14 protein-coding genes and 1 pseudogene are annotated in these 20,402 nt (G+C 59.0%); 9 read left to right on the top strand and 6 right to left on the bottom strand.

Translation table 11 applies throughout. The features are described from left to right. Positions 1 to 5 precede the first annotated feature (5 nt). From BGO16_RS08965 to BGO16_RS08945, 5 genes are all read left to right on the top strand, one after another. Positions 6 to 3,158 carry a CusA/CzcA family heavy metal efflux RND transporter gene (locus BGO16_RS08965; RefSeq protein WP_292618324.1) on the top strand — a complete coding sequence of 1,051 codons (3,153 nt, stop codon included), beginning with the start codon at positions 6 to 8 and terminating at the stop codon, positions 3,156 to 3,158. A 38-nt stretch (positions 3,159 to 3,196) separates the two neighbouring features. Then, complete coding sequence (locus BGO16_RS08960; protein ID WP_292618323.1) at positions 3,197 to 4,735, top strand: efflux transporter outer membrane subunit; 1,539 nt, start codon at positions 3,197 to 3,199, stop codon at positions 4,733 to 4,735. Positions 4,736 to 5,780: 1,045 nt separating this feature from the next. Continuing rightward, entirely contained in the window at positions 5,781 to 6,782 is a 1,002-nt protein-coding gene (gene pseB, locus BGO16_RS08955; protein ID WP_292618321.1) for a UDP-N-acetylglucosamine 4,6-dehydratase (inverting), read from the top strand. Then, positions 6,779 to 7,936: a UDP-4-amino-4,6-dideoxy-N-acetyl-beta-L-altrosamine transaminase gene (gene pseC, locus BGO16_RS08950; protein WP_292618320.1), complete on the top strand. Its 1,158-nt coding sequence runs from the start codon at positions 6,779 to 6,781 to the stop codon at positions 7,934 to 7,936. The genes pseB and pseC overlap by 4 nt, the downstream gene beginning before the upstream one ends. A gap of 182 nt (positions 7,937 to 8,118) precedes the next feature. After that, complete coding sequence (locus BGO16_RS08945; protein ID WP_292618319.1) at positions 8,119 to 9,795, top strand: hypothetical protein; 1,677 nt, start codon at positions 8,119 to 8,121, stop codon at positions 9,793 to 9,795. A 49-nt stretch (positions 9,796 to 9,844) separates the two neighbouring features. Here BGO16_RS08945 and pseI read toward each other — a convergent pair whose 3' ends face one another. From pseI to BGO16_RS08925, 4 genes are all read right to left on the bottom strand, one after another. Further along, positions 9,845 to 10,897 (bottom strand): pseudaminic acid synthase, encoded by a 1,053-nt coding sequence (gene pseI, locus BGO16_RS08940; protein WP_292618317.1) that lies wholly within the window; start codon positions 10,895 to 10,897, stop codon positions 9,845 to 9,847. 147 nt (positions 10,898 to 11,044) lie between these two features. Beyond that, positions 11,045 to 11,824: an NUDIX domain-containing protein gene (locus tag BGO16_RS08935; RefSeq protein ID WP_292618315.1), complete on the bottom strand. Its 780-nt coding sequence runs from the start codon at positions 11,822 to 11,824 to the stop codon at positions 11,045 to 11,047. Further along, positions 11,818 to 12,480, bottom strand: coding sequence for an HAD family phosphatase (locus tag BGO16_RS08930; RefSeq protein ID WP_292618313.1), 663 nt, complete (start codon positions 12,478 to 12,480; stop codon positions 11,818 to 11,820). The genes BGO16_RS08935 and BGO16_RS08930 overlap by 7 nt, the downstream gene beginning before the upstream one ends. Next, positions 12,480 to 13,298: a class I SAM-dependent methyltransferase gene (locus BGO16_RS08925; protein ID WP_292618311.1), complete on the bottom strand. Its 819-nt coding sequence runs from the start codon at positions 13,296 to 13,298 to the stop codon at positions 12,480 to 12,482. The genes BGO16_RS08930 and BGO16_RS08925 overlap by 1 nt, the downstream gene beginning before the upstream one ends. Positions 13,299 to 13,476: 178 nt before the next feature. Here BGO16_RS08925 and BGO16_RS08920 point away from each other — a divergent pair, with 178 nt between their 5' ends. The 4 genes from BGO16_RS08920 (at position 13,477) to BGO16_RS08905 (ending at position 18,259) form a co-directional block, all read left to right on the top strand. Next, positions 13,477 to 14,097: a pseudaminic acid biosynthesis-associated methylase gene (locus tag BGO16_RS08920; RefSeq protein WP_292618309.1), complete on the top strand. Its 621-nt coding sequence runs from the start codon at positions 13,477 to 13,479 to the stop codon at positions 14,095 to 14,097. Between the two features lie 251 nt (positions 14,098 to 14,348). Then, positions 14,349 to 15,074, top strand: a complete 726-nt coding sequence (locus BGO16_RS08915) for a glycosyltransferase family protein (protein ID WP_292618307.1) — start codon at positions 14,349 to 14,351, stop codon at positions 15,072 to 15,074. A 395-nt stretch (positions 15,075 to 15,469) separates the two neighbouring features. After that, entirely contained in the window at positions 15,470 to 16,666 is a 1,197-nt protein-coding gene (locus BGO16_RS08910) for an HlyD family secretion protein (protein WP_292618305.1), read from the top strand. A 6-nt stretch (positions 16,667 to 16,672) separates the two neighbouring features. Beyond that, entirely contained in the window at positions 16,673 to 18,259 is a 1,587-nt protein-coding gene (locus tag BGO16_RS08905; RefSeq protein WP_292618303.1) for a DHA2 family efflux MFS transporter permease subunit, read from the top strand. Between the two features lie 17 nt (positions 18,260 to 18,276). Here BGO16_RS08905 and BGO16_RS08900 read toward each other — a convergent pair. Together BGO16_RS08900 and BGO16_RS08895 are read right to left on the bottom strand one after the other, a co-directional pair. Then, positions 18,277 to 18,366, bottom strand: a pseudogene (locus BGO16_RS08900) (IS5/IS1182 family transposase); the annotation flags it as partial. 81 nt (positions 18,367 to 18,447) lie between these two features. Then, positions 18,448 to 19,404: an NAD(P)-dependent oxidoreductase gene (locus tag BGO16_RS08895; RefSeq protein ID WP_292618301.1), complete on the bottom strand. Its 957-nt coding sequence runs from the start codon at positions 19,402 to 19,404 to the stop codon at positions 18,448 to 18,450. Positions 19,405 to 20,402: the final 998 nt, after the last annotated feature.

The following is a 20,402-nucleotide window of genomic DNA, read 5'->3' as shown; positions in this document are numbered from 1 at the left end:
CCGCAATGATCGATTCGGTCGTCGCGTTTGCATTGAGACAGCGCGTTCTGATGCTGGTTGTGTTCGTCATGACGCTGGCCGGCGGTCTCGCTGCGTTCAAAGTCCTGAACATCGAGGCCTATCCCGATCCCGTTCCGCCCATGGTGGACGTCATCACCCAAAGCGCGGGACTTTCGGCCGAAGAAATCGAACGCTACATCACGATTCCGATCGAGACGCAGCTTTCCGGCGTGCCGAACCTCCGGGTGATGAGGACGATCTCGCTTTACGGGCTGTCGGACGTCAAACTGCAATTCACCTATGACTTCACCTATGACGAGGCGCTGCAGCAGGTCATCAACCGTCTGGGGCAACTCTCCGGATTGCCGGACGGAGTTCAGCCGACCATCAGCCCGGTCAGCCCCATCGGTGAAATCTATCGTTACAGGCTGGTCGGTCCGCCCGGCTATAGCGTGCTCGATCTGAAGACTCTGCAGGACTGGGTTCTGCAGCGCCGCTTTCGTGCCGTTCCAGGCATCGTGGATGTCGTCGGCTGGGGCGGGAAGACCAAAACCTTCGAGCTGCAGGTCGATCTCGACAAGCTCATCGCCCACAATCTGACACTGTCGCAATTGCTGCAGACGTTGCGCAGCAGCAACCTGAACGTCGGCGGAAACATCGTCAATCTCGGTACGCAATCGGCCGTGGTTCGCGGTGTCGGCCTGATCCGCTCGGTCGACGACATCAAGAATACGATGCTGACCCAGACCGGCGGAAATCCGGTTCTGGTCGGCGACGTCGCCACGGTCATCGTCGGCCATCAACCCCGCCTCGGTATTGCAGGCCAGGACAATGACGACGATATCGTCGAGGGCATCGTTCTGATGCGCCGTGGCCAGCAAAGCACCCCGACGATCGAGCGGGTAAAAGCGGAGGTCGAGCGCATCAATACGTCAGGCATTCTGCCGCCCGGCGTGCGGATCGAGCGCATCTACGATCGTCAGGATCTGATCGACACGACCACCCATACTGTCCTGCACAATATGCTGGTCGGCATTCTACTGATCTTCGCATTGCAGTGGGTGTTTCTCGGCAATCTTCGCAGCGCCATGATCGTCGGCGCAACGATTCCGTTCGCACTGTTTTTTGCCGTCGGCATCATGGTTCTGCGTGGAGAATCCGCAAACCTGTTATCCGTCGGCGCCATCGATTTCGGCCTGATCGTCGATGCGACGGTGATCATGGTGGAGCGGATATTCCGGCAACTCGGGCATGACGCGCCCGCTCCTTCATCGGGGGATGCCGAATCATCCGGGCTCAGTGGAAGGCTGCTCGCCATTTATAGCGCGGCCACCGGCGTCAATCGCTCGATCCTGTTCGCGACCGGAATCATTATCGCCGGGTTCATTCCACTTTTCACCATGAGCGGCGTGGAGGGACATATCTTCGGCCCGATGGCGAAGACCTATGCATATGCCATTGCCGGTGGATTGATTGCCACATTCACAATCACGCCTGCGCTCAGCGCGCTTCTGCTGCCTGAGCATGTCGAGGAAACCGAGACGTGGCTGGTGCGGACACTTCATCGCTTTTACCGGCCTGTGCTGCGATTAGCCGTCTCGAATCGAAGGTTGACGGCCGTTCTGGCGCTGGCTTTATTTATTCTGGCCGGCGTCGCAATGCGCTTCCTGGGATTGGAGTTTCTTCCCAAGCTGGAGGAGGGCAATTTGTGGATCCGGGCCACCATGCCGGCGACCATCTCGCTTCAGGAAGGTAATGGCTATGCGAACCGCATGCGCCGGGTGATCCGCAGCTTCCCCGAAGTGGAAACTGTCGTCACCCAGCACGGCCGCCCGGACGACGGCACGGACGCAGCCGGCTTTTTCAATGTGGAGTTCTTCACGCCGCTGAAGCCGATCAGCCAGTGGCGCGCCGGAGTGGACAAGGAAAAGCTGACGGAAGAAATCCAGGCGAGGCTTGAGACTGAATTTCCGGGGATCGAGTTCAATTTCTCGCAGTACCTGCAGGACAATGTTGCCGAGCAGATATCAGGCGTGAAGGGCGAAAACTCCATCAAGGTTTTCGGCAATGACTTGCAGGAACTGACCGATACCGCCGACAGGATCAAGGCGGTGCTCGCCACCGTGCCTGGAATAACGGACCTCGGCGTCTTCACATCGCTCGGTCAGCCAACCATCCAGATCGATATCGATCGCGAGCGCGCCGCGCGTTACGGGTTGACGCCCGGCGACATCAACTCGACGATCCGGACCGCCGTCGGCGGCGAAGAAGCAGGCGATGTCTATGAGCCGGGAAGCGATCGACACTTCCCGATCGTCGTCCGGCTCGCCCCGCAATATCGCCAGAGCGCGGAAGCCATCAGCAAGCTGACGATCGGCGCGTCCGGACCCAAAGGAATCACGCAGATCCCCTTAAGCGAGGTCGCGCGCATCCAGCTCGTGAGCGGTCCTTCATACATCTATAGGGAACAGCAGCAGCGCTACCTGCCGATCAAGTTCAGCGTTCGCGACCGCGATCTCGGCAGCACTATCGAGGAGGCTCAGCAGCGCATCGCACGGGAGGTGCAATTACCACCCGGAACCCAACTCCAATGGGTCGGCGAATTCCGCAATCTGCAGGATGCGATCGGGCGGCTGCAGATCGTCGTGCCGCTGAGCCTCGCGATTATCGGTCTTTTGCTTTGGATCAATTTCACCTCCGTGCGCGATACCCTGCTTGCACTGAGCGTCATTCCGATGGCCGTGATCGGCGGCGTCTTTGCGCTATTCCTGGCGCGGATTCCGTTCAGCGTTTCGGCGGCTATCGGCTTCATCGCGCTGTTCGGAATTTCCGTGATGAACGGCATTCTGATCTTGTCGCAGTACAACCAGTTCATCGATTCCGGCCTGCAGCGCATCGACGCGATCATACGGGCCGGAGAAGCGCAGATGCGCCCGGTCCTGATGACCTGCGTGATAGCGGGAATCGGCCTGCTGCCCGCCGCCCTGTCCACCGGGATCGGATCGCAGGTGCAGAAACCGCTGGCGGTCGTGGTGGTCGGCGGAATGACGGTTGCTCCGCTCGTCATTCTCGTTGTCTTGCCGGCTTTGATCTCGCTATTTTCTCGTCGAAGAATGGTGGCTGACGCTCCCGAATCGGCGTTCGAACCGGCAAAATAAAACCGACTCTGGCAGGCGATCATAGAAAAGGAAAAGTTGTGGGGGGAGGCTGGCAAAGAGCATTGGCGTCCGGCTTTTGCGGGAGCGGATGCGCTCACGCGCGATCCCCCGCGCGTCTCCTGATCTTGTCCGGATTGCTATTCGTCTCGCAGGTGCTCTCAGGCTGCGCGGTGGGGCCTGACTTCAAACCTCAGGCACCCCCCGAAACCTCAAAATATCTTTCCGGTCCGGCGGCAGATCGCGTGCCGGGACATCCCCTCGTGCACGGCGCGGAAATTCCTTCCCAGTGGTGGGAGTTGTTCCGCTCGCCGGCGCTGAACCGAATCGTGCAAGACGGGATCGCACACAATGCCGATCTCGCGGCGGCGGAGGCAGCAGTGAGGGTGGCGCAGGCCAACGCGCTGGCACAGCGCGGCGCCCTGTTTCCGAGCGTGACCGGAGATTTCGAATCCTCGCGTCAAAAGGTGGCGGTCGATCTGTCGTCGCCTCTTGAGTCCGGCGCCAATATTTTCAATCTGCATACCGGTCAGGTCACGGTCTCCTACGTCGCCGACGTCTGGGGAGGCACGCGCCGTCTTGTTGAGTCCGCAGACGCGCAAGCCGAGATGCGCGCGTTCCAGCGTGAAGGCGTCTATCTGACGCTGGCCAGTAACATCGCGCTTGCTGCGATCGAGGAAGGGCGGTTGCGCGGACAGATCGCGGCGACCCGCCGGGTCATGGGCCTGCAGTCCGAGGTTCTCAAACTCTTGAAGCGGCAACAGGAGCAGGGCCAGATCGCCCTGACCGACGTTGCGGCGCAGGAAACTGCGGTTTCGCAGACCAGGCTCTTGTTGCCGCCGCTCGAAAGGCAGCTCGCGCAACAGCGTCATTTGTTGACGTTTTTGACCGGACGCCTGTCGAGCGACGCACCGGCCGAAACTTTCAATCTTGGCTCGTTTCGAATGCCGCGCCGTCTTCCTCTCAGCTTGCCGGCTGATCTCGTAAGACAGCGCCCCGACATTCGCGCCGCCGAGGCCAATCTCCGCTCCAGCAACGCAATGATCGGAGTGGCGATCGCCAACCGCTTGCCGCAGATCTCCCTGACCGGCAATGTCGGCGCGGCGGCTGCCCGATTTGCAGAACTGGCCACACCGGGAGCGGGCCTCTGGATGCTGGCCGGGAATGCGGCGCAAACCATTTTCGATGCGGGAACGCTGGAAAACAAGCAGGTCGCCGCGGAACAGGAAACCAATCAGGCTCTCGCTCAGTATCGCAGCACGGTGCTTGCTGCGTTTCAAAACGTCGCGGACGTCTTGCGGGCTCTTCAGGCCGGTACCCGCGCCATCAGTGCCGCGACAGATGCGGAGCGATCCGCATCGGAGAGCATCGCGTTGTTGCGCAAGCAGGTGGATCAGGGACAGATCAGCGTGCCGCTTCTGCTCGCCGCGCAACAGGCCTATCTGCAGACCTCTCTTGCGCGCCTCGATGCGCAGGCTTCTCAACTCGCCAATACGGTCGCGCTGTTTCAGGCTCTCGGCGGCGGCTGGTGGAATAGGGAATCCGGATTCGCTCGTGTTACCGAGGCAAAGCCGCTCTGATCCGGTGTAACCATTCATCCGACACGCGACCAACGGCAAGATCACGGTGTTCCGCCCGGACGGCCGATGAGCGATGGCCTCTTACAAATCGACTGGTAAGTTGCGGCGCTTACGGCGAAGACGAGCAGTGCCTCACACCTTGCGCCACTGCGCCAGACCCCACCAAGCTGGCCGTGCCGATGCTCTAGCGCTTTATGGCGATGGATAAGGCATTCCGGAAGGCGAGGGCGCAGTTTCAGCAGCCGCGGCCATGGGCGCTTCAACGTTCGCGCGCAGGTTGACGTGTTGTCGGTGACGCGACAATCGTGCCTCCGCTGTGGGGTGACGGTTGCGAGCGGGGGACTCTTTCGGACTTCATCGTCCGCCAATCGGCCATCAAAACAGGAACGGCCGTGATCCTTCCTCGCCTGTAGCCATGGGGGCGTCTGCGATTGTCCAGAGTTGGAGTTTCCCGCGCCCGCCACCGCCGCGGTCAGCGCCATGCAAACACGATTGCGAGTCCCGACATGACGGCTCACGAGATCAACCTGCGGCGACATGACCCATTTCTTATCCCAGTCACTGTCGAGAAGGAACTTGGCGCGGGATGGCGGCCGCCCCATTCATTATTCACGCCTTGCAGCAATTGCATTGACGTCCGACACTGAGTCGAAGAAAAACCGGTGATGGCTGATTCGATTTATCTGGATAACCAAGCGACGGCGCCCACAAACCCTCGGGTGCGGGCTGCGATGCTTCCGCGTGGGCGGTTGAGACGAGCTCACGGTCGAAGATCCTGGTGTCATGCGCGGCCGAAATTGGCCATGCTATGATCGGACGCCCGTGGAACGGGCGAATGCTCTTTTTCACCGTTTCGACCCGCCACGGGCGGGGATAACGGCGAATTTCATGACGACCCCCTCGAAGAGAATGAATTCAATCCTCTTAATAGTGAAATTTTGGCTAACCCACCACCACTTGCCGCTTCATTGATTGAGTCTGACTGTCCCGTCATTGACATCGCGCGGACTTCGGTTACGCCATTCCCAGGTAAAGAGAGGTCCAGGTGTTCAACGGCAAATCCGTATTTGTGTCCGGTGGTACGGGCTCTTTCGGACGCAAATTTGCGAAGATACTGCTCGAGCGCTACGACTTGGCGCGCCTTGTTTTCTATTCCCGCGATGAGCTCAAGCAATTCGAGATGCAGCAGGAAGTAAACGCGCCCTGCATTCGCTGGCTGATCGGCGATGTGCGTGATGGCGCGCGTTTGATCGAAGCGACGCGTGGGATTGACTATCTCGTTCATGCTGCCGCTATGAAGCAGGTGACAGCATCTGAATATAATCCAATGGAATGTATCCGCACCAACATTCATGGCGCGGAGAACATTGTGGCAGCCGCGCTTGCCAACAACGTTGAGCTGGTGGTTGCGCTTTCAAGCGATAAGGCGGCTAATCCGATCAACCTGTACGGCGCTACCAAGCTTGCATCGGATAAACTGTTCATTGCGGCCAACAATATGGCGGGCAAACGCCGTACCGCCTTTTCGGTCGTGCGCTACGGCAACGTTGCCGGCTCGCGTGGATCGGTCGTTCCATTTTTCGAAAAACTGATAGCGCAAGGCGCGACGTCATTGCCGATTACCGACATCGCCATGACGCGTTTCTGGATATCGTTGCAGCAAAGCGTCGACTTCGTTCTGAAGTGCTTCCAACGTATGCAGGGCGGCGAAATCTTTGTACCGAAGTTGCCGTCGATCCGGATAGTCGACCTTGCAACGGCGATGGCGCCGCACCTGCCACAGAACTTGATTGGTATCCGGCCGGGCGAAAAGCTGCACGAGATATTGTGCCCCGCGGATAATAGCCATTTGACGCTTGAATTCAGTGATCATTATGTCATGCGGCCGACGATCAAGTTCTACGATCGCGGATATGATTACTTGGAGAACCGTCTCGGTGAGACTGGCGCTCCTGTAGCGCGGGGTTTCGAGTACAACTCAGGTACAAACCCCGTCCTGTACTCTGTGGAACAAATCCGGGAATTTTATGAACGGACCAAGGCATGATTCCCTATGGTCGTCAGGACATCTCGAGCTCTGATGTCGAGGCGGTCGTCGAAGTCCTTCGGTCGGACTTCCTAACCCAGGGGCCGATGGTCCCTAGATTTGAGGAGACGTTGGCGCGTGCAGTTGACGCGCCTGAAGCGGTCGCCTTTTCCTCGGCGACTGCGGCGCTTCACGTCGCTTGTCTTGCGCTCGGGCTCGGTCCAGCTGATCGACTCTGGACGGTGCCGAACACCTTTGTAGCCTCCGCCAACTGCGGTCTCTACTGCGGAGCGACCGTCGATTTCGTCGATATCAATGCCAAGACCCGAAACATGGACGTCGAGGCACTGGCCGCCAAGCTCGAAGCGGCCGAACGCAACGGCACCTTGCCGAAGGTTGTCGTTCCAGTGGACTTCGCCGGTACGTCCGCAGATCTGGCCTCGATCCGCCGGCTGGCGGACCGATACGGCTTCCGTATCCTTGAAGACGCGAGCCATGCTGTTGGCGGATACTACCAGAACCGGCCCGTCGGTTCGAGCGAGCTCGCTGACGTTACCGTCTTTTCGTTCCATCCCGTCAAGATTGTGACGACAGGAGAAGGCGGTGCGGCGACCACGCGTTCTGCCGAGATCGCCCATCGCATGCGCTTGCTGCGCAACCATGGTATTTCGCGCGATCCCGCCGATATGACCGCCGTTCCCGAAGGACCTTGGTACTACGAGCAGGTGATGCTCGGTTTCAACTATCGTATGACCGACATTCAGGCGGCGCTTGGCGTGAGGCAATTTGATCGCCTCGCCGAATTCGTCGCCCGGCGGCAGGCGATCGCGGCGCGTTATCACGAAGGGCTTGCTGGTCTTCCCGTGATTCGCCAGTTCGTGCCGGAGGGCACTCTCTCGGCGTTGCATCTATATGTCATTGAACTGGATGAAACCGTACGACGTACTCGCGCCGAGGTTTTTGCGGCGATGCGCTCTTCAGGTGTCGGCGTCAACGTCCATTACATCCCGGTCCATCTACAACCCTGGTACCGGGCCTTGGGCTTCTCCCGTGGCGACTTTCCGGCTTCCGAAAAATATTACGACCACGCACTGACGTTGCCTATTCATCCAAACCTGAGCGCCGAACAGCAGGATTACGTTATGGAACGATTATCCCACGCGCTCGAATCCTGAGGACCTAAATTATTTTGTTTTGAGATTTCGACCAGCGATCCAAGGTCTGGTCTCGGAGTAAGACAGGCAGGGCCAAGGCCGACTGGACCTCAGATGGAGATCTGCCTATAGAACGTGATCTTTTCGGGTTGGTTTGCGCGATCAAAAATTTGAAAAACAGATCGCCGGGATCGCATGACGCCATGAATATTAGCGAGTTTCTGGAAGAAAACCGGCGATTCTGGACATTCGCTACCTCGCCCAAGTCTGACCCGCCCAAGTCCAACCCGCCCACGTCTGACGGCATCTTGATACTTGACCTTTATCACAATGACAATGTGCACTTTCACCTGTTCGCAAATTGTGTCGTTGCGAAGTGCATACAGCACATATGGGGAGGTGAAATCGTCGGAATTTTCGCCGATGACTTTGGTGATATTCAAGAGGGTGATGTTCGAGGGAGTGATGTTCGAAGGACAGACGTTGAAGCGAACCGGGCGCTCGCCCGCTCGTTTGGCGTCAGTCGCTTTTACAATGTTTCCGAATTTCGCAATCGTCTCCTGTCTGATCCGGTTTGGTCAGCCAATGCAGAGAGTGACCTTCGCAAGCGACTGCAAGGCAAGTCTGGATCCTCGCTCAGGCAAGCAATTCGCTCACTGTCAGAACAGCGATCCCCACGATGCGGCCTCCTGATTTACAATGAATTTCTGAGACGGTTTGGTGTCGGAACCATCGATAACCTCAGCGACGAGCTCATTGCAGTTGCAAAGCTCGTATTGGCTGACTACGAAGCTATTCCCATGATGTTCGGAGAGTCCCCGATCCGAGCGAGTGTATTGGGACACATTTGCTATTCGGGATCGGGACAGCTGGCTGACTTTGCGGCCATGCACGGCGCGCCAACATTCCTGGTAGAACAGTACATCCCGATTGCCGTTACGCGATACCGGGATCTGACCGACTTGTCGTGCGGTATTCCCGGCGACTGGAAGGAGATGCTGAAAAGGTACGCTTTCGATCAAGCTCTACTGGATGATCCCAGGCTTGACCTGTTCGGCGGCGCTGTTGAAGGCACGCTGGCGCGGACGATCGAGCCGCTATTGAATCGTGATGTTGTCGAGCAGCCGTCAGTTTCTCGCGAGGCCTTCCTTGAGAGCTGCGGTGTTAACCCCAAGAATCGGACGATCTGCGTATTCGCGCATGTGTTTCAGGACGCTCCGCTGACGCGACCAAAGCAACTCTCGGACGATTACTGGCAAGCTGTTGTCGACGTCGTCGATCTTGCGCGGCAACTGCCGCATCTCAACTTGATTATAAAGCCGCACCCGCTGAACGACAGCTATGACCGGAAGCGTTCGTGGGATACGCTGCGTGAATACTGTGCCGACATCGGAAATGTCGGATTTGCAGATGGCGCCCTCAGCGCCGGCGAGGCCATGAAGTATTGCGATGCCGGTCTCACGGTTCGTGGAACGGTTCTCTACGAAATGGCCGCGGCTGGACATAGAATGATCGCGACGGGCGAAGACAAGTTTTCCGGCCTCGGTATTGTCGAGGAGGCGTCCAGCATGGAAGCTCTGAGGAGCATTCTGTTAGATGTGTCGCGAAAGGATTGGTCGATGCCGGCGGAGCAGCGTCGGCGCGCAGTGGCTTATTCCTACTGCATGCTCCAGGGATTTCGTAGCAAATCGATCTTGATTCCCGATAAGCGTTGGGCTCCTGCAGAATATTTTCGCAGCGCGACGCTGGCGTTGTCGAATTTCAGATTGGAAGAAGATCCCCTCTTCATAAATCTCAAGTCGTTTCTCCGAGATGACCTGCCAATGCTGGTTTCGAAAGAGGCATTTCCCGTGCTCGATGCGGCTTGCGACCGGGATTAATCTCTTCCGGACTCTGTTCAACCGACGTTAGCGACGGGATGGCGGACCGTCACGCGATCGCTGACCACGTCAGTGCTTCACCATAGGCGATGTCGCGTGCGGCGGTGCGGCCGATAACGTCGGGTAGATGCTTTGGCGGCAGGCCAAAGCCGGGCCGGATGACGCGGATATTCTCGCTCGTCAGAGGCTCTCCCGCCTTGATCGGCTTGACTGCGTAGATCGAACGGCGAAACCGCATGTTGGCCTTCTCGCTCCGGACGGGGCCATAATCGACAGATCCGAGCGCCGACCATGCCGACTTGCAGTCGTCGACCAACCGCTTGAACTCGTGCGGTTCGAGCGAAAACGCTGCGTCCGGACCACCGTCTGCGCGCGAGAGCGTAAAGTGCTTCTCGATTATGGAGCCGCCCAGCACGATCGAAGCGACGCAGGCGGCAGAGCCCGGCGCATGATCGGAAAGGCCGGACACTGCGTTGAAAGCCTGGCCGAGATGCGCCACCGTGCGCACATTCGCTTCCTCGATCGGAGCCGGGTAGGCACTCGTGCAGTGCAAGAGCGCGATGCCGCCGGCGCCGTTGCTACGCGCCGTTTCGATCGCCTCCTGAACCTCGCCGAGACTGGCCATACCGGTCGAGATGATCATCGGTTTGCCCTGTTTGGCGACATATTTGATGAGCGGCAGGTCAATCACCTCGAACGATGCGATCTTGTAGGCGGGAGCATCGAGCCCTGCGAGCAGGTCGACAGCGGTCTCGTCGAAGGGACTGGAGAAGATCGTGATCCCCAGCTCGCGCGCCTTCGCGAACATTTGCCCATGCCATTCATAGGGTGTGTGAGCCTGCTGGTAGAGCTGGTGGAGCCCGTAGCCGTCCCACAGGCCACCCTTGACCAAAAATTCCTCGCCATCGTGAGGAATGGTCATGGTGTCGGCCGTATAGGTCTGGATCTTGATCGCGTCAGCGCCGCTAGCGGCGGCGGCTTCAATCAACTCCAGCGCTTTCAAAAGCTTGCCGTTATGGTTCGCCGACAGTTCGGCGATGATGTAAGGAGGATGGTCCGGGCCGATCTTGCGCCCCGCGATGATGAGTTCCGGGCTCTGCATCACAATTTACGCTCCTGGTGCGCACGGGAAGGCACGGTTCGCAGCAACGCTGCCACTCGGCGGAAATGACCACCCCGGCAGCCGGTTTACGAGGCGAAGATCAAAGCTGCATCGGGGCTGTCGCGGATTTTTTACGATTTTCATGAGTTATTTCAAATCCTTATAGCTTTGATCGGACGCGACTTCAAAGCCGCTGCCCAGGAAGCCGGCGCCGGGTTGCATGAGAGCATCCAGAAGGGCGGCGGAAACAGCGCCCAACGAGTAAGCCTGGTCGCGCCGAAACGCCCGCAGCTCTGCTGGTGCAACGATTTCAAGTTCAGAATATTCGCGATTCTCCAGCGCCGCGAAGCGGCGCTGGATTTGCGCAGCCGAGGAGGCGGTCGCGAGCATGATGCCGACGTCGGTGACGTGGCTTTGCGGATCCTCGACGAGCGCAACGGCTCTGGAATGCACCGACAGCTCGGACGCTCCGATGCCGGTTTCTTCCTCGAGTTCGATCAGAAGGCATTGTTCGAGGCTCACCTGTCCGGCCGGACCGACTGCCGCGTCGTCAACGCTGCCTGACGGCGCCAGCTCCCAGCACCCGGCGTCCATCTCGGAGCGAACGCTGCGCCGGCCGAATAAAATACCATCCGGACAAGACAGGATACCCGTGACGGCGAGCGGTTTGATCTTCAGCGCGGCATGAAGGCTCGGCTCGCGCCGTTGTGCAAGGAAGTAGCGGTACTCCGAAATCCAGCCGACGATCGTTCTGGCATCACAATGATCGATGCTGAACAGTCGCCCGTTGTAAAGCTCGTGCGAGCGCAGCTCCTTTTCGCGCTGCCAGATTTCGTCCACGCGCGCCTCGATGTCCGGACCAATGGTTGGCGTTGCCGCTCCCAGCGTTACTCTCGGCTCCGACTGAAGCAGATGAACATTCAGCATGCCGGTATTCTTCCCAAAAGATCGGTGAGGCGTTCGATGAACACGACCTGACCGGGCCACCCGGCGCGATCGTTCGGCGGCGCCAATGCCCACGTTTTGAGCCCCGCGGCAACCGCCGACATCGCGCCGATGCGGGAATCCTCGACGGCATGCGACAGGGCGGCCGAGCAATTCAGCCGGCTCAGCGCCCTGATGTAGGGTTCGGCGGTTGGCTTGCCTGCGCTCACCTCATCGCCGCCGACGACATCGTCGATCTTGTCGGCGAGCCCGCTGAATGCGAGCCATTTTTGCGCGTACAATTTAGGTGACGACGTAACTACGGCGATCTTCAATCCGCACGCGCGGGCGTGCGCCAGCAATTCATGTGCGCCGGCAGCGGGACGCGCGCTTTGGTGCGCCTGCGACACCATGGCCGAGTATGTTTGCAGGAGATCGGCCAGTGTTCCGGGCAGTTTGTGAGCCGTCCTCAGCCGTTCGATAATCTCGCCAAGCGGCGGTCCGTTGAGCCGCTGAAACTCGTTCTCGTCGCCGCTCGCTCCGAAGGAGGCGAGAAAGGAATAATAGACGTTTTTCAGCGCCGTCAGGCTGTCCGCGAGCGTGCCGTCAAGATCCAGAAAGAGGCCGCTGTGGAGCGGGCTGGCGGCAGTTTCCGGCATCAAGGTTTCCGACAGACAAACATCCGGCCTTGCCCAAAGGCGCCGAAGGCGTTCGATGTCTCCGCCGATACCGCTATGTTGAGCAGGGTTGCCGCATGCACCAGCGGATGGTCGTAATCTACGGTGCCCCCATTGATGGCCGGGACCAGCACATAGAGCATCAGGTCGTGAAGCGAAATGAAATCCTCGATCTCGACCTCAAGGCCGAGCGTTTTGAGGTGCGGCAGGATGCGTGTTTCGTCGAAGAACAAGTTGAATGCGGCGGGCGTGCGCGCAGGCAGGTCCAGCAGGGTGCGGCAACGATTTTGCCGATCATAGGTCGCCATCGAATTCTCGATCATGATCAGATGCCCACCCTCCCGCACCCTTGCGGCAAGGTCGGTGATGGCACGCATCTGCAGTCCGACTGATTCGATGTTAATCAGGCAGCGAACGGTAAAAACGACATCGTATTGCGCCAGCAACCCCGAGGCCGCCGAAAGTTCGAGCGCATTGCCGACCAGGAATCTGGACCTGTCCTGGAAGCCGTTGGCAACGGCTGCCTTATGCGCAGCGTCGATCATTTCCGCGGTATAGTCGATGCCGTCGAGTTGCATGCGCGGGAATTTCGCGGCAAGGCCAAAGCAGTTCAAGCCATTGCCGCAACCGACTTCGAGAACGTGTGCCGGCGTATCGCCGAGCCCGATCGCAGACATCCGGCGCGCCAATGCGTCGATCTCGAGCATTTTCGCGGTTCCGGTTCTGGTGGTGGCGCCGAGCGCGGTGCCGAATTTCGATGCCCAGTCCCGCCAATGAGCCTTGACTTGCTCGCGATCCATCATAGCCCTTCCATTTGCCTCTTCCGCAGCTCGCCTGACATTGCCGGGGGTTTACTCTCCTGTGCGCCCGGAGCCAATGAAAGGTCTTCCGCAGGTTCGTGACGAGAGCATGTACAATGATCCGCTGCTCGTTTTAGTTGTAGCAATGACGTGAAACTTCAAGGGGAAACCAGCACCTATGACCCAGATCACAGCACAGGAGGAATTCTGGGCCGGGGAGTTTGGCGACAACTACATCGAGCGGAATCAAAGCCAGGAAGTGCTGGCCGCCAAAACCGCGATGTTTGCCCGAATTGTCCAGCGATGCAGCAATATCCGGTCGGTTCGAGAGCTTGGCGCCAACATCGGCCTTAATATTCTGGCCCTCAAGACCCTGCTTCCAGACGCAGCGTTTCAAGCCATCGAAATAAACAGCCTGGCCTTCGAAAAGCTGGCGACGATACCCGAAATAGCTGCTTCCAATATGACGTTGTTCGAACCGGTCGGGTGGTCAAGCGTCGATCTGGCATTTACCGCCGGTGTTCTGATCCACCTCAATCCTGACATGCTGCCGGTGGCCTATGAAAGGCTCCATGAGGCCAGCAATCGTTATGTCCTCGTGGCGGAATATTACAATCCCTCCGTGGTGGAGATCAGCTACCGCGGTCACGGCGGGCGTTTGTGGAAGCGGGATTTCGCTGGCGAGATGATGGACAGGTACCCTGATCTAAAGCTTGTCGATTACGGGTTTATCTATCATCGGGACCCGGTATTCCCTGCTGACGACCTGACGTGGTTCCTGATGGAAAAGCGGGCCTGATGAATCAGCCAATACAGCATCAGCGGGCCGTTGCGATCTGCACGAAGCGCATGGCCCGTGGTTGGCGCGGAGCGGCTATGCTGTCGAACATGCGAGATTCTCCAAGGATCGTAACAAGGATCGTAATACGGAGCGGCAACTCGCAAAGGCCGATCGAGCCGGGATTTGGAACGGCGCGTTCACCAATCCCTGGATTATCGGCGCGCTACATCGATAGCGTGCCAGGTTGAGTGTTTCCCAAGATTGCCACGATGCCAGATGACGTCGTAATCATCACCCAGGCGCGCATGACGAGCACCCGCCTTCCGGGCAAGATCTTGATGCGGGCCGGGGGGCGCACGCTTCTTGAAACGCATCTCGATCGTCTCGCCGGTGTCGGCGTGCCCGTGATTGTCGCGACGACAACGAATCTCTCCGACGGTCCCGTTGTCGAACTCTGCGCGGCGCGCGACGTTCCCGTATTTCGCGGCAGTGAGAATGACGTACTGGAGCGTTACCAGGGAGCGGCGCGGGCACATGAGGCTCGCCACGTGATCCGCGTGACGTCGGACTGCCCGCTCATCTGTCCAGACGTGATTCGCGCTGGCCTCGACATCTATTCGGGCCTGAAGAGCGAGTCCATTTATCTTTCGAACGCCGATAAGCGAACCTACCCTCGCGGGATGGATTTCGAAATTTTTTCCCGGCGTTCACTCGACTTCGCGGCGGAGAATGCCAGGCTTCCGTCCGAGCGCGAGCATGTCACAGGATATATTCGCACATCGATGCCGGGTATTCGCCACGAGCACTGCACGGATGAAGACGATCTCAGCGACTGGCGAATCACCGTCGATACCGACGATGACTTCAAACTCGCCAGACTTTTGATTGAAGACTATCATGCAGCCGAGATGAATTACCCGGGCTTAAAGGCTTTGCTGAAAGCACATCCGGAACTCATGAAAATCAACTCTCACATTCAACAGAAATCGATCTAAGGAAAGATCAGCGGCATCCTTCAGCATCGATACCAGATCGAGTTCCTGTCGCCCGCCAAGGACGTTGCGCCTGCGGTACGATCGTTGGCTCTGCCTTAAACCTCACATAAGTCGCCTCGATATCAATATGTCGAACGCTTGAGCGGAGCAGGCGTTCCTTTCGCGTTCATCACCTGTGTGATGCTCGCGTCGGTATCTTGGATCGATAGCCCAAAGATGCTTGCGCAGTATCTTTCTGTTGGATCGCATCGCCATCCGCTTCCCGCTTTATCGTGCAACGAATCGGCATAAGCCCGACAACGGAACCGTCGGGCTACTGGCTGGTTCCTATCTTGGCGGCGGAGCGGTGTCGATGGTGAGAATTCCTTATGAATTCCCTGAACAGACCAACTGCCATGGCAGATCGCCGCTCCGTTGACGTCAAAGTACCGGCCGATTCTCACAACGCGTCCATTTCGGACGACGCTGCCACGCGCGCCGAGCGCCCGCAGGAGTCGGCCGATAAAGGCGTCGACAGGAGCAAAAAGCAGGAGAAGGCACCGCTGTCGGACAAGCCATCCGGCAGTCCGATCGATCGTATGCGTCAGCATCCGATCGCCATCGGCGTCAGCTTCGGCCTCATCGTCATCGGCCTGGTGGGAGGCATCATCTGGTATCTCAATGCGCGTCATTACGAGAGCACCGACGATGCCTTTATCGATGCCCGTCCGGTATTCGTCAGCCCGCAAGTTACCGGCAACATCATCGAAGTCGCGGTGACCGACAACCAGATCGTGCATCGCGGCGATCTTCTGGCACGGATCGATCCACGCGATTACCAGGCCGCCGTCGATCAGGCATCGGCGCAGATCCGTCAGGCTGAAGCATCCGCGCGAAATCTGGATGCCCAGATCGTCGCACAACAGGCCCAGATCGAGCAGACACAAAAGCAGGAGAGCGAAGCACAGGCTGCGCTGAAATTCGCGCAGGACGAGAACAAGCGCTATCAGGATCTGGTGCGAACGGGAGCGGGCACCGTGCAACGCGCGCAGCAGGCGTCGAGCGATCTGCAAGGCAAGCAGGCGGCATTCGATGCCGCGCAAGCCGCGAGCACAGTGGCCCAACGCCAGATCGACGTATTGAATGCGCAGAAGTCAGGCGCGCTCGCTCAGATCGCGCAGGGTAAGGCCCAGAAGGCGCAGGCCGACGCCAACTTGCAGCGCACGGAATTGCGTGCCACCGTCGATGGCCGCGTGACCAAACTCACCGCCGCGGTAGGGGCGCTTGCCGCTCCCGGTCAGTCCATCATGATCGTCGTTCCGCTCGACGTATGGGTCACCGCAAACTTCAAGGAATCGCAACTGGCCAACATGAAGGTGGGCCAGCCGGTTACGATCAGCATCGACGCCTATGGCAGGTCGTTTTCCGGTCACGTCAACAGCGTCCAGGCCGGCAGCGGCACGGCCTTCAGCCTGCTGCCGGCGGAAAACGCCACCGGAAATTATGTGAAGGTGGTGCAGCGCGTGCCGGTCAAGATCACGTTCGATCAGCGTCCGGATCTCGAACTGGGGCCGGGCATGTCGGTTGTGCCCACCGTCACGGTTCGTCCGTAAGGCGCCATGGCCGATGCGGCGGACAGCGGCAGCTCCGAATATGGCAGTGCCAATCCGTGGCTGATCGCTGTCCTGGTCTCGGTGGCAACGTTCATGGAGGTGCTCGACACCACCATCGCCAACGTCGCGCTGCGCTATATCGCCGGTGGTCTTGCGGTGAGCAGCGACGAAGCCTCGTGGGTGGTGACCACCTATCTTGTTGCAAATTCGATCGTCCTGGCCGCGAGCGGATGGCTTGCGCAGATGTTCGGACGGCGAAATTTCTTCCTTGCCTGCATCGCGCTCTTCACCGTCAGCTCATTCCTCTGCGGCATCGCATGGAATTTGCAGGCGCTGCTGATCTTTCGCGTGATGCAGGGACTGGCCGGCGGCGGCATGACGCCGGTCGCGCAATCGATTCTTGCCGCCGCCTTTCCGCCCGCCAAGCGCGGCCAGGGGTTCGCACTCTACGGCATCGCAGTGGTGGTCGCGCCCGTCGTCGGGCCGACGCTGGGCGGATGGCTCAGCGACAACTGGTCCTGGCACTGGTGCTTCCTGATGAATGTTCCGGTCGGCATCATTTCGCTGGCCCTGATCTTTTTCATCATCCCCAGTTCACCCGAGCGGCGAGCCGCGCGGCGGGCGATGTGGAGCAATGGACCCAGATTCGACCTCATCGGCTTCCTATTGGTCGCGACCTTTCTCGGCGCGCTCGAAGTTGTTCTCGACCGTGGGCAGATCGACGACTGGTTCAACTCACCCTTCATCGTGGCCTTCGCCGCCCTATCGGCGATCGCCCTTCTGCTGTTCATCCCGTGGGAATTGACGCGCGAGGAGCCGCTGATCGATCTGAAGATGCTGACGGGGCGGCAGTTCGGCACCTGCTTCGTCATCATGCTGGTCACCGGCGCGTTGTTGATTGCGACCACACAGGTTCTGCCGCAACTGCTGCAGGAACGATACAACTACACCGCCACATGGGCGGGACTGGCGATCTCGCCCGGCGGGATGGTCACCATGTGCATGATGGTGGTGGTCGGGAGGCTCGGTTTCGTGCAGCCGCGCTATCTGATAACGGCCGGCGCCTGCATCGCGGCGGTCGCGATGATCGATCTGTGGCGCATGACCCCGGATGTCGACTTCTGGTTCTTCGCCTGGTCGCGCGTCATTCTCGGCGTGGGACTGCCGCTGATCTTCATTCCGATCACAGCGGCATCCTATGACGGCATTCCGGCCTCCAGGACCGATCAGGCCTCGGCGCTGATCAATCTGGCCCGCAACTTCGGCGGATCGATCGGCGTTTCGCTCAGCCAGACCATGCTGGCGCAGCGTGAGCAGTTTCATCAGAGCCGCCTCATCGAGCACATCGGCACCTGGAATCCGGTCTACAACGACACGCTGGCCCGTGTGCAGGACTATCTCAAAACCCGGAGCGCCACCGGAAGCGTTTCGGGATCGAGCGTCGCGGTGATCGGGCAGATCCTGCAAGGACAGGCGGTGCTGCTCGCCTATATCGACGTATTCGTGATGCTCGCCGTGCTCGCCGGATTGATGATACCGCTCGCGCTATCGCTGCGCACCGTGACGCGCGGTGGTTCGGCGCCGGTACACTGACGATCTAACTATCTGAGTTAGATTGCGACAGCGGCGAGTTTGATGAAACCCGTGACGTTGGCGAGCAGCTTATCGAAACGTGTTGCGATGCGCTTGAGCTGCCTGAGAATGTGGCGCGCTTCTCGACGATCTTGTCGACGACACGATTGGCATCATCGTCGATTGTCCCCCCTCGCAGCCGATCCCATTTATACGGCCGACCGGATTTCCCTTTCGATGATTTCGGAAAAGCCCTGACGCCAGGACGGATAGTGTGGCAACCACCCGAGTTCCCGCTTGGCCCTGGCGTTCGATCCTGCGCGCGACTCGGTCATCATGACAACGAGATGTTGTCCGGCCACAAGGCGACCCAGCCAGGCGGGAACGCGGAACGGCGGTTTGGCGCCGAGCATTTTGGCGGTCGCCATGAGCCAGTCACGCACCGGCGTGGGATCATCGTCGACGATATTGTAAATGCCCTCGCCCCGATCGACAGCGAGCGAGGCCGCTTCGGCGGCATCGTCGACATGCAGAAACGACCACCATCCCGTTCCGCCGCCGATCAGCGGCATGCGGCGCTTGCGAATCTGTTCCAAAACGGACGGTTCGCAGAATCCGGTATCGGGGCCATAAAATCCGCCATAGCGGAGCGCAACGCCGACCAGGCCCGGCGTCGTCGTGACGGCGTGCTCAAGATGGCGGATCGCGTCGAGCGTGCCGCGGAGTTCCTGCGGCGGATTCCGATCGAGCGGGGCATCTTCAGTCTTCACGTGATCGCCAATCCGTGCATACGGCCAGCCGCAGAAGCTTTGCGCGACGATTCGCTTCGCGCCGCAGTCCTGCGCGGCTGCAAGAAGATAGTCGGTTCCGGCTGTACGCAGCCGGTTGCTGCTCGCGAAAGTGCGGTCAAATTTGCGCAGGTCTGACGCACCCTTCAAATCCGTGAGTTGATGTACGATCACATCCGGGCGCGCGGCCACAACCGCGTCATGCATGGCTTTCTCATCGAGCGCATCGGCGACCACGGGTTCAGCTCCGAGTTTCCGCAAGAGGTCCGTTTTCGCGGGCGTTCGCGTCAGTCCGGTCACCCGATGCCCTCTGTTGACAAGGCGTGGAACCAGGCGGCGTCCGACAGCGCCCGTCGCTCCGGCAACGAAAATGCGCATGGATCACCTCACAGGTTGCTGCTGATCTCCTTCGGATGAGGTTGGTATTGGCCCCCATGAATACAAGCGTTCGCTGGCACTTGAAGACGACGGGTAAGATCCGAGAATTCAAGGTCCGCCATTGTCGCTGCCCATGACGGTGCCATTCATACTCATCCGCTCGCCTGGTTGTTCCATCGTGTTGGCCTGACATTTGTGCCTGGGATGAGCTTCGCAAGCCGCCTCACCGGTCAAAAACCATAAGTTTGAAAGCCTGCGCTTTTGGGCGGTACTTTTCACTCGACTGTAGGCAATGTTTCTCGCTTATGGGTATATCGCCGAAGCATCTTGCCGTCCTTGTGACGGATCGCAAGCATAGGCTGACCAATCAAGAGACCGGCTGCATAGGGTCGGCTGATCCAAACGTACTGAGAAAAAATGCATCTAAATCAACCTTATAGATTTTCCGTTGCGCCTATGATGGAATGGATCGACCGACCATTCAACGTGCGGACATCAAAACGAATACCGAAACCGGAGAGACCATGTTGCACTTTCGTTGCACCATGAAATCGTTGGATCGTTCGCTCTAATCATCTGAAACAGCGGCAGAATTTCACTTCTCCGGTGCCTATTCCTGGTGGGATAGCACGGAAAATAGCCGCTAGAAATCAAGTATTTGCGTGGAGCTGAGGCGGTCGCGTTGCACTTCGTCCGAACGTGCTCTTGAAATTGGTGGAGCTGCGAGGTGTCGCGCGCCATCGACCCGTGTGGCTTCACGTCCTCCAACGGTGGCGGCAACGCGCGGAATGTGCAACGTCGCCGCTCGTAAGTGGCTCGTTGGTTACTGGCATTGAGCGACATCATTGTTCGATGTCGAATTCGTCGGGAAAGTTGATGGGCGCATAGTCAGGTATTTACGCTTTGCGATTGACCGCCGACTGGTGAATGCGGGGCTTATCAGATGAATCGTCGAGGACTCTTGGCTCCCCGTCGGGGATATAGCAATTGAGAAACTC

Source organism: Nitrobacter sp. 62-23 (genome assembly GCF_001897285.1).
In the GTDB taxonomy this organism is placed as follows: domain Bacteria; phylum Pseudomonadota; class Alphaproteobacteria; order Rhizobiales; family Xanthobacteraceae; genus Nitrobacter.
This window is presented reverse-complemented; position numbering and strand designations above follow the sequence as displayed.

What these genes read in the sequence shown, in the direction of transcription:
- BGO16_RS08965 (WP_292618324.1), top strand. Translation starts at nt 6, where the DNA reads ATGATCGATTCGGTCGTCGCGTTTGCATTGAGACAGCGCGTTCTGATG.
- pseC (WP_292618320.1), top strand. Translation starts at nt 6,779, where the DNA reads ATGATTCCCTATGGTCGTCAGGACATCTCGAGCTCTGATGTCGAGGCG.
- BGO16_RS08945 (WP_292618319.1), top strand. Translation starts at nt 8,119, where the DNA reads ATGAATATTAGCGAGTTTCTGGAAGAAAACCGGCGATTCTGGACATTC.
- pseI (WP_292618317.1), bottom strand. Translation starts at nt 10,897, where the DNA reads ATGCAGAGCCCGGAACTCATCATCGCGGGGCGCAAGATCGGCCCGGAC.
- BGO16_RS08935 (WP_292618315.1), bottom strand. Translation starts at nt 11,824, where the DNA reads ATGCTGAATGTTCATCTGCTTCAGTCGGAGCCGAGAGTAACGCTGGGA.
- BGO16_RS08930 (WP_292618313.1), bottom strand. Translation starts at nt 12,480, where the DNA reads ATGCCGGAAACTGCCGCCAGCCCGCTCCACAGCGGCCTCTTTCTGGAT.
- BGO16_RS08925 (WP_292618311.1), bottom strand. Translation starts at nt 13,298, where the DNA reads ATGGATCGCGAGCAAGTCAAGGCTCATTGGCGGGACTGGGCATCGAAA.
- BGO16_RS08920 (WP_292618309.1), top strand. Translation starts at nt 13,477, where the DNA reads ATGACCCAGATCACAGCACAGGAGGAATTCTGGGCCGGGGAGTTTGGC.
- BGO16_RS08915 (WP_292618307.1), top strand. Translation starts at nt 14,349, where the DNA reads ATGCCAGATGACGTCGTAATCATCACCCAGGCGCGCATGACGAGCACC.
- BGO16_RS08910 (WP_292618305.1), top strand. Translation starts at nt 15,470, where the DNA reads ATGGCAGATCGCCGCTCCGTTGACGTCAAAGTACCGGCCGATTCTCAC.
- BGO16_RS08905 (WP_292618303.1), top strand. Translation starts at nt 16,673, where the DNA reads ATGGCCGATGCGGCGGACAGCGGCAGCTCCGAATATGGCAGTGCCAAT.
- BGO16_RS08895 (WP_292618301.1), bottom strand. Translation starts at nt 19,404, where the DNA reads ATGCGCATTTTCGTTGCCGGAGCGACGGGCGCTGTCGGACGCCGCCTG.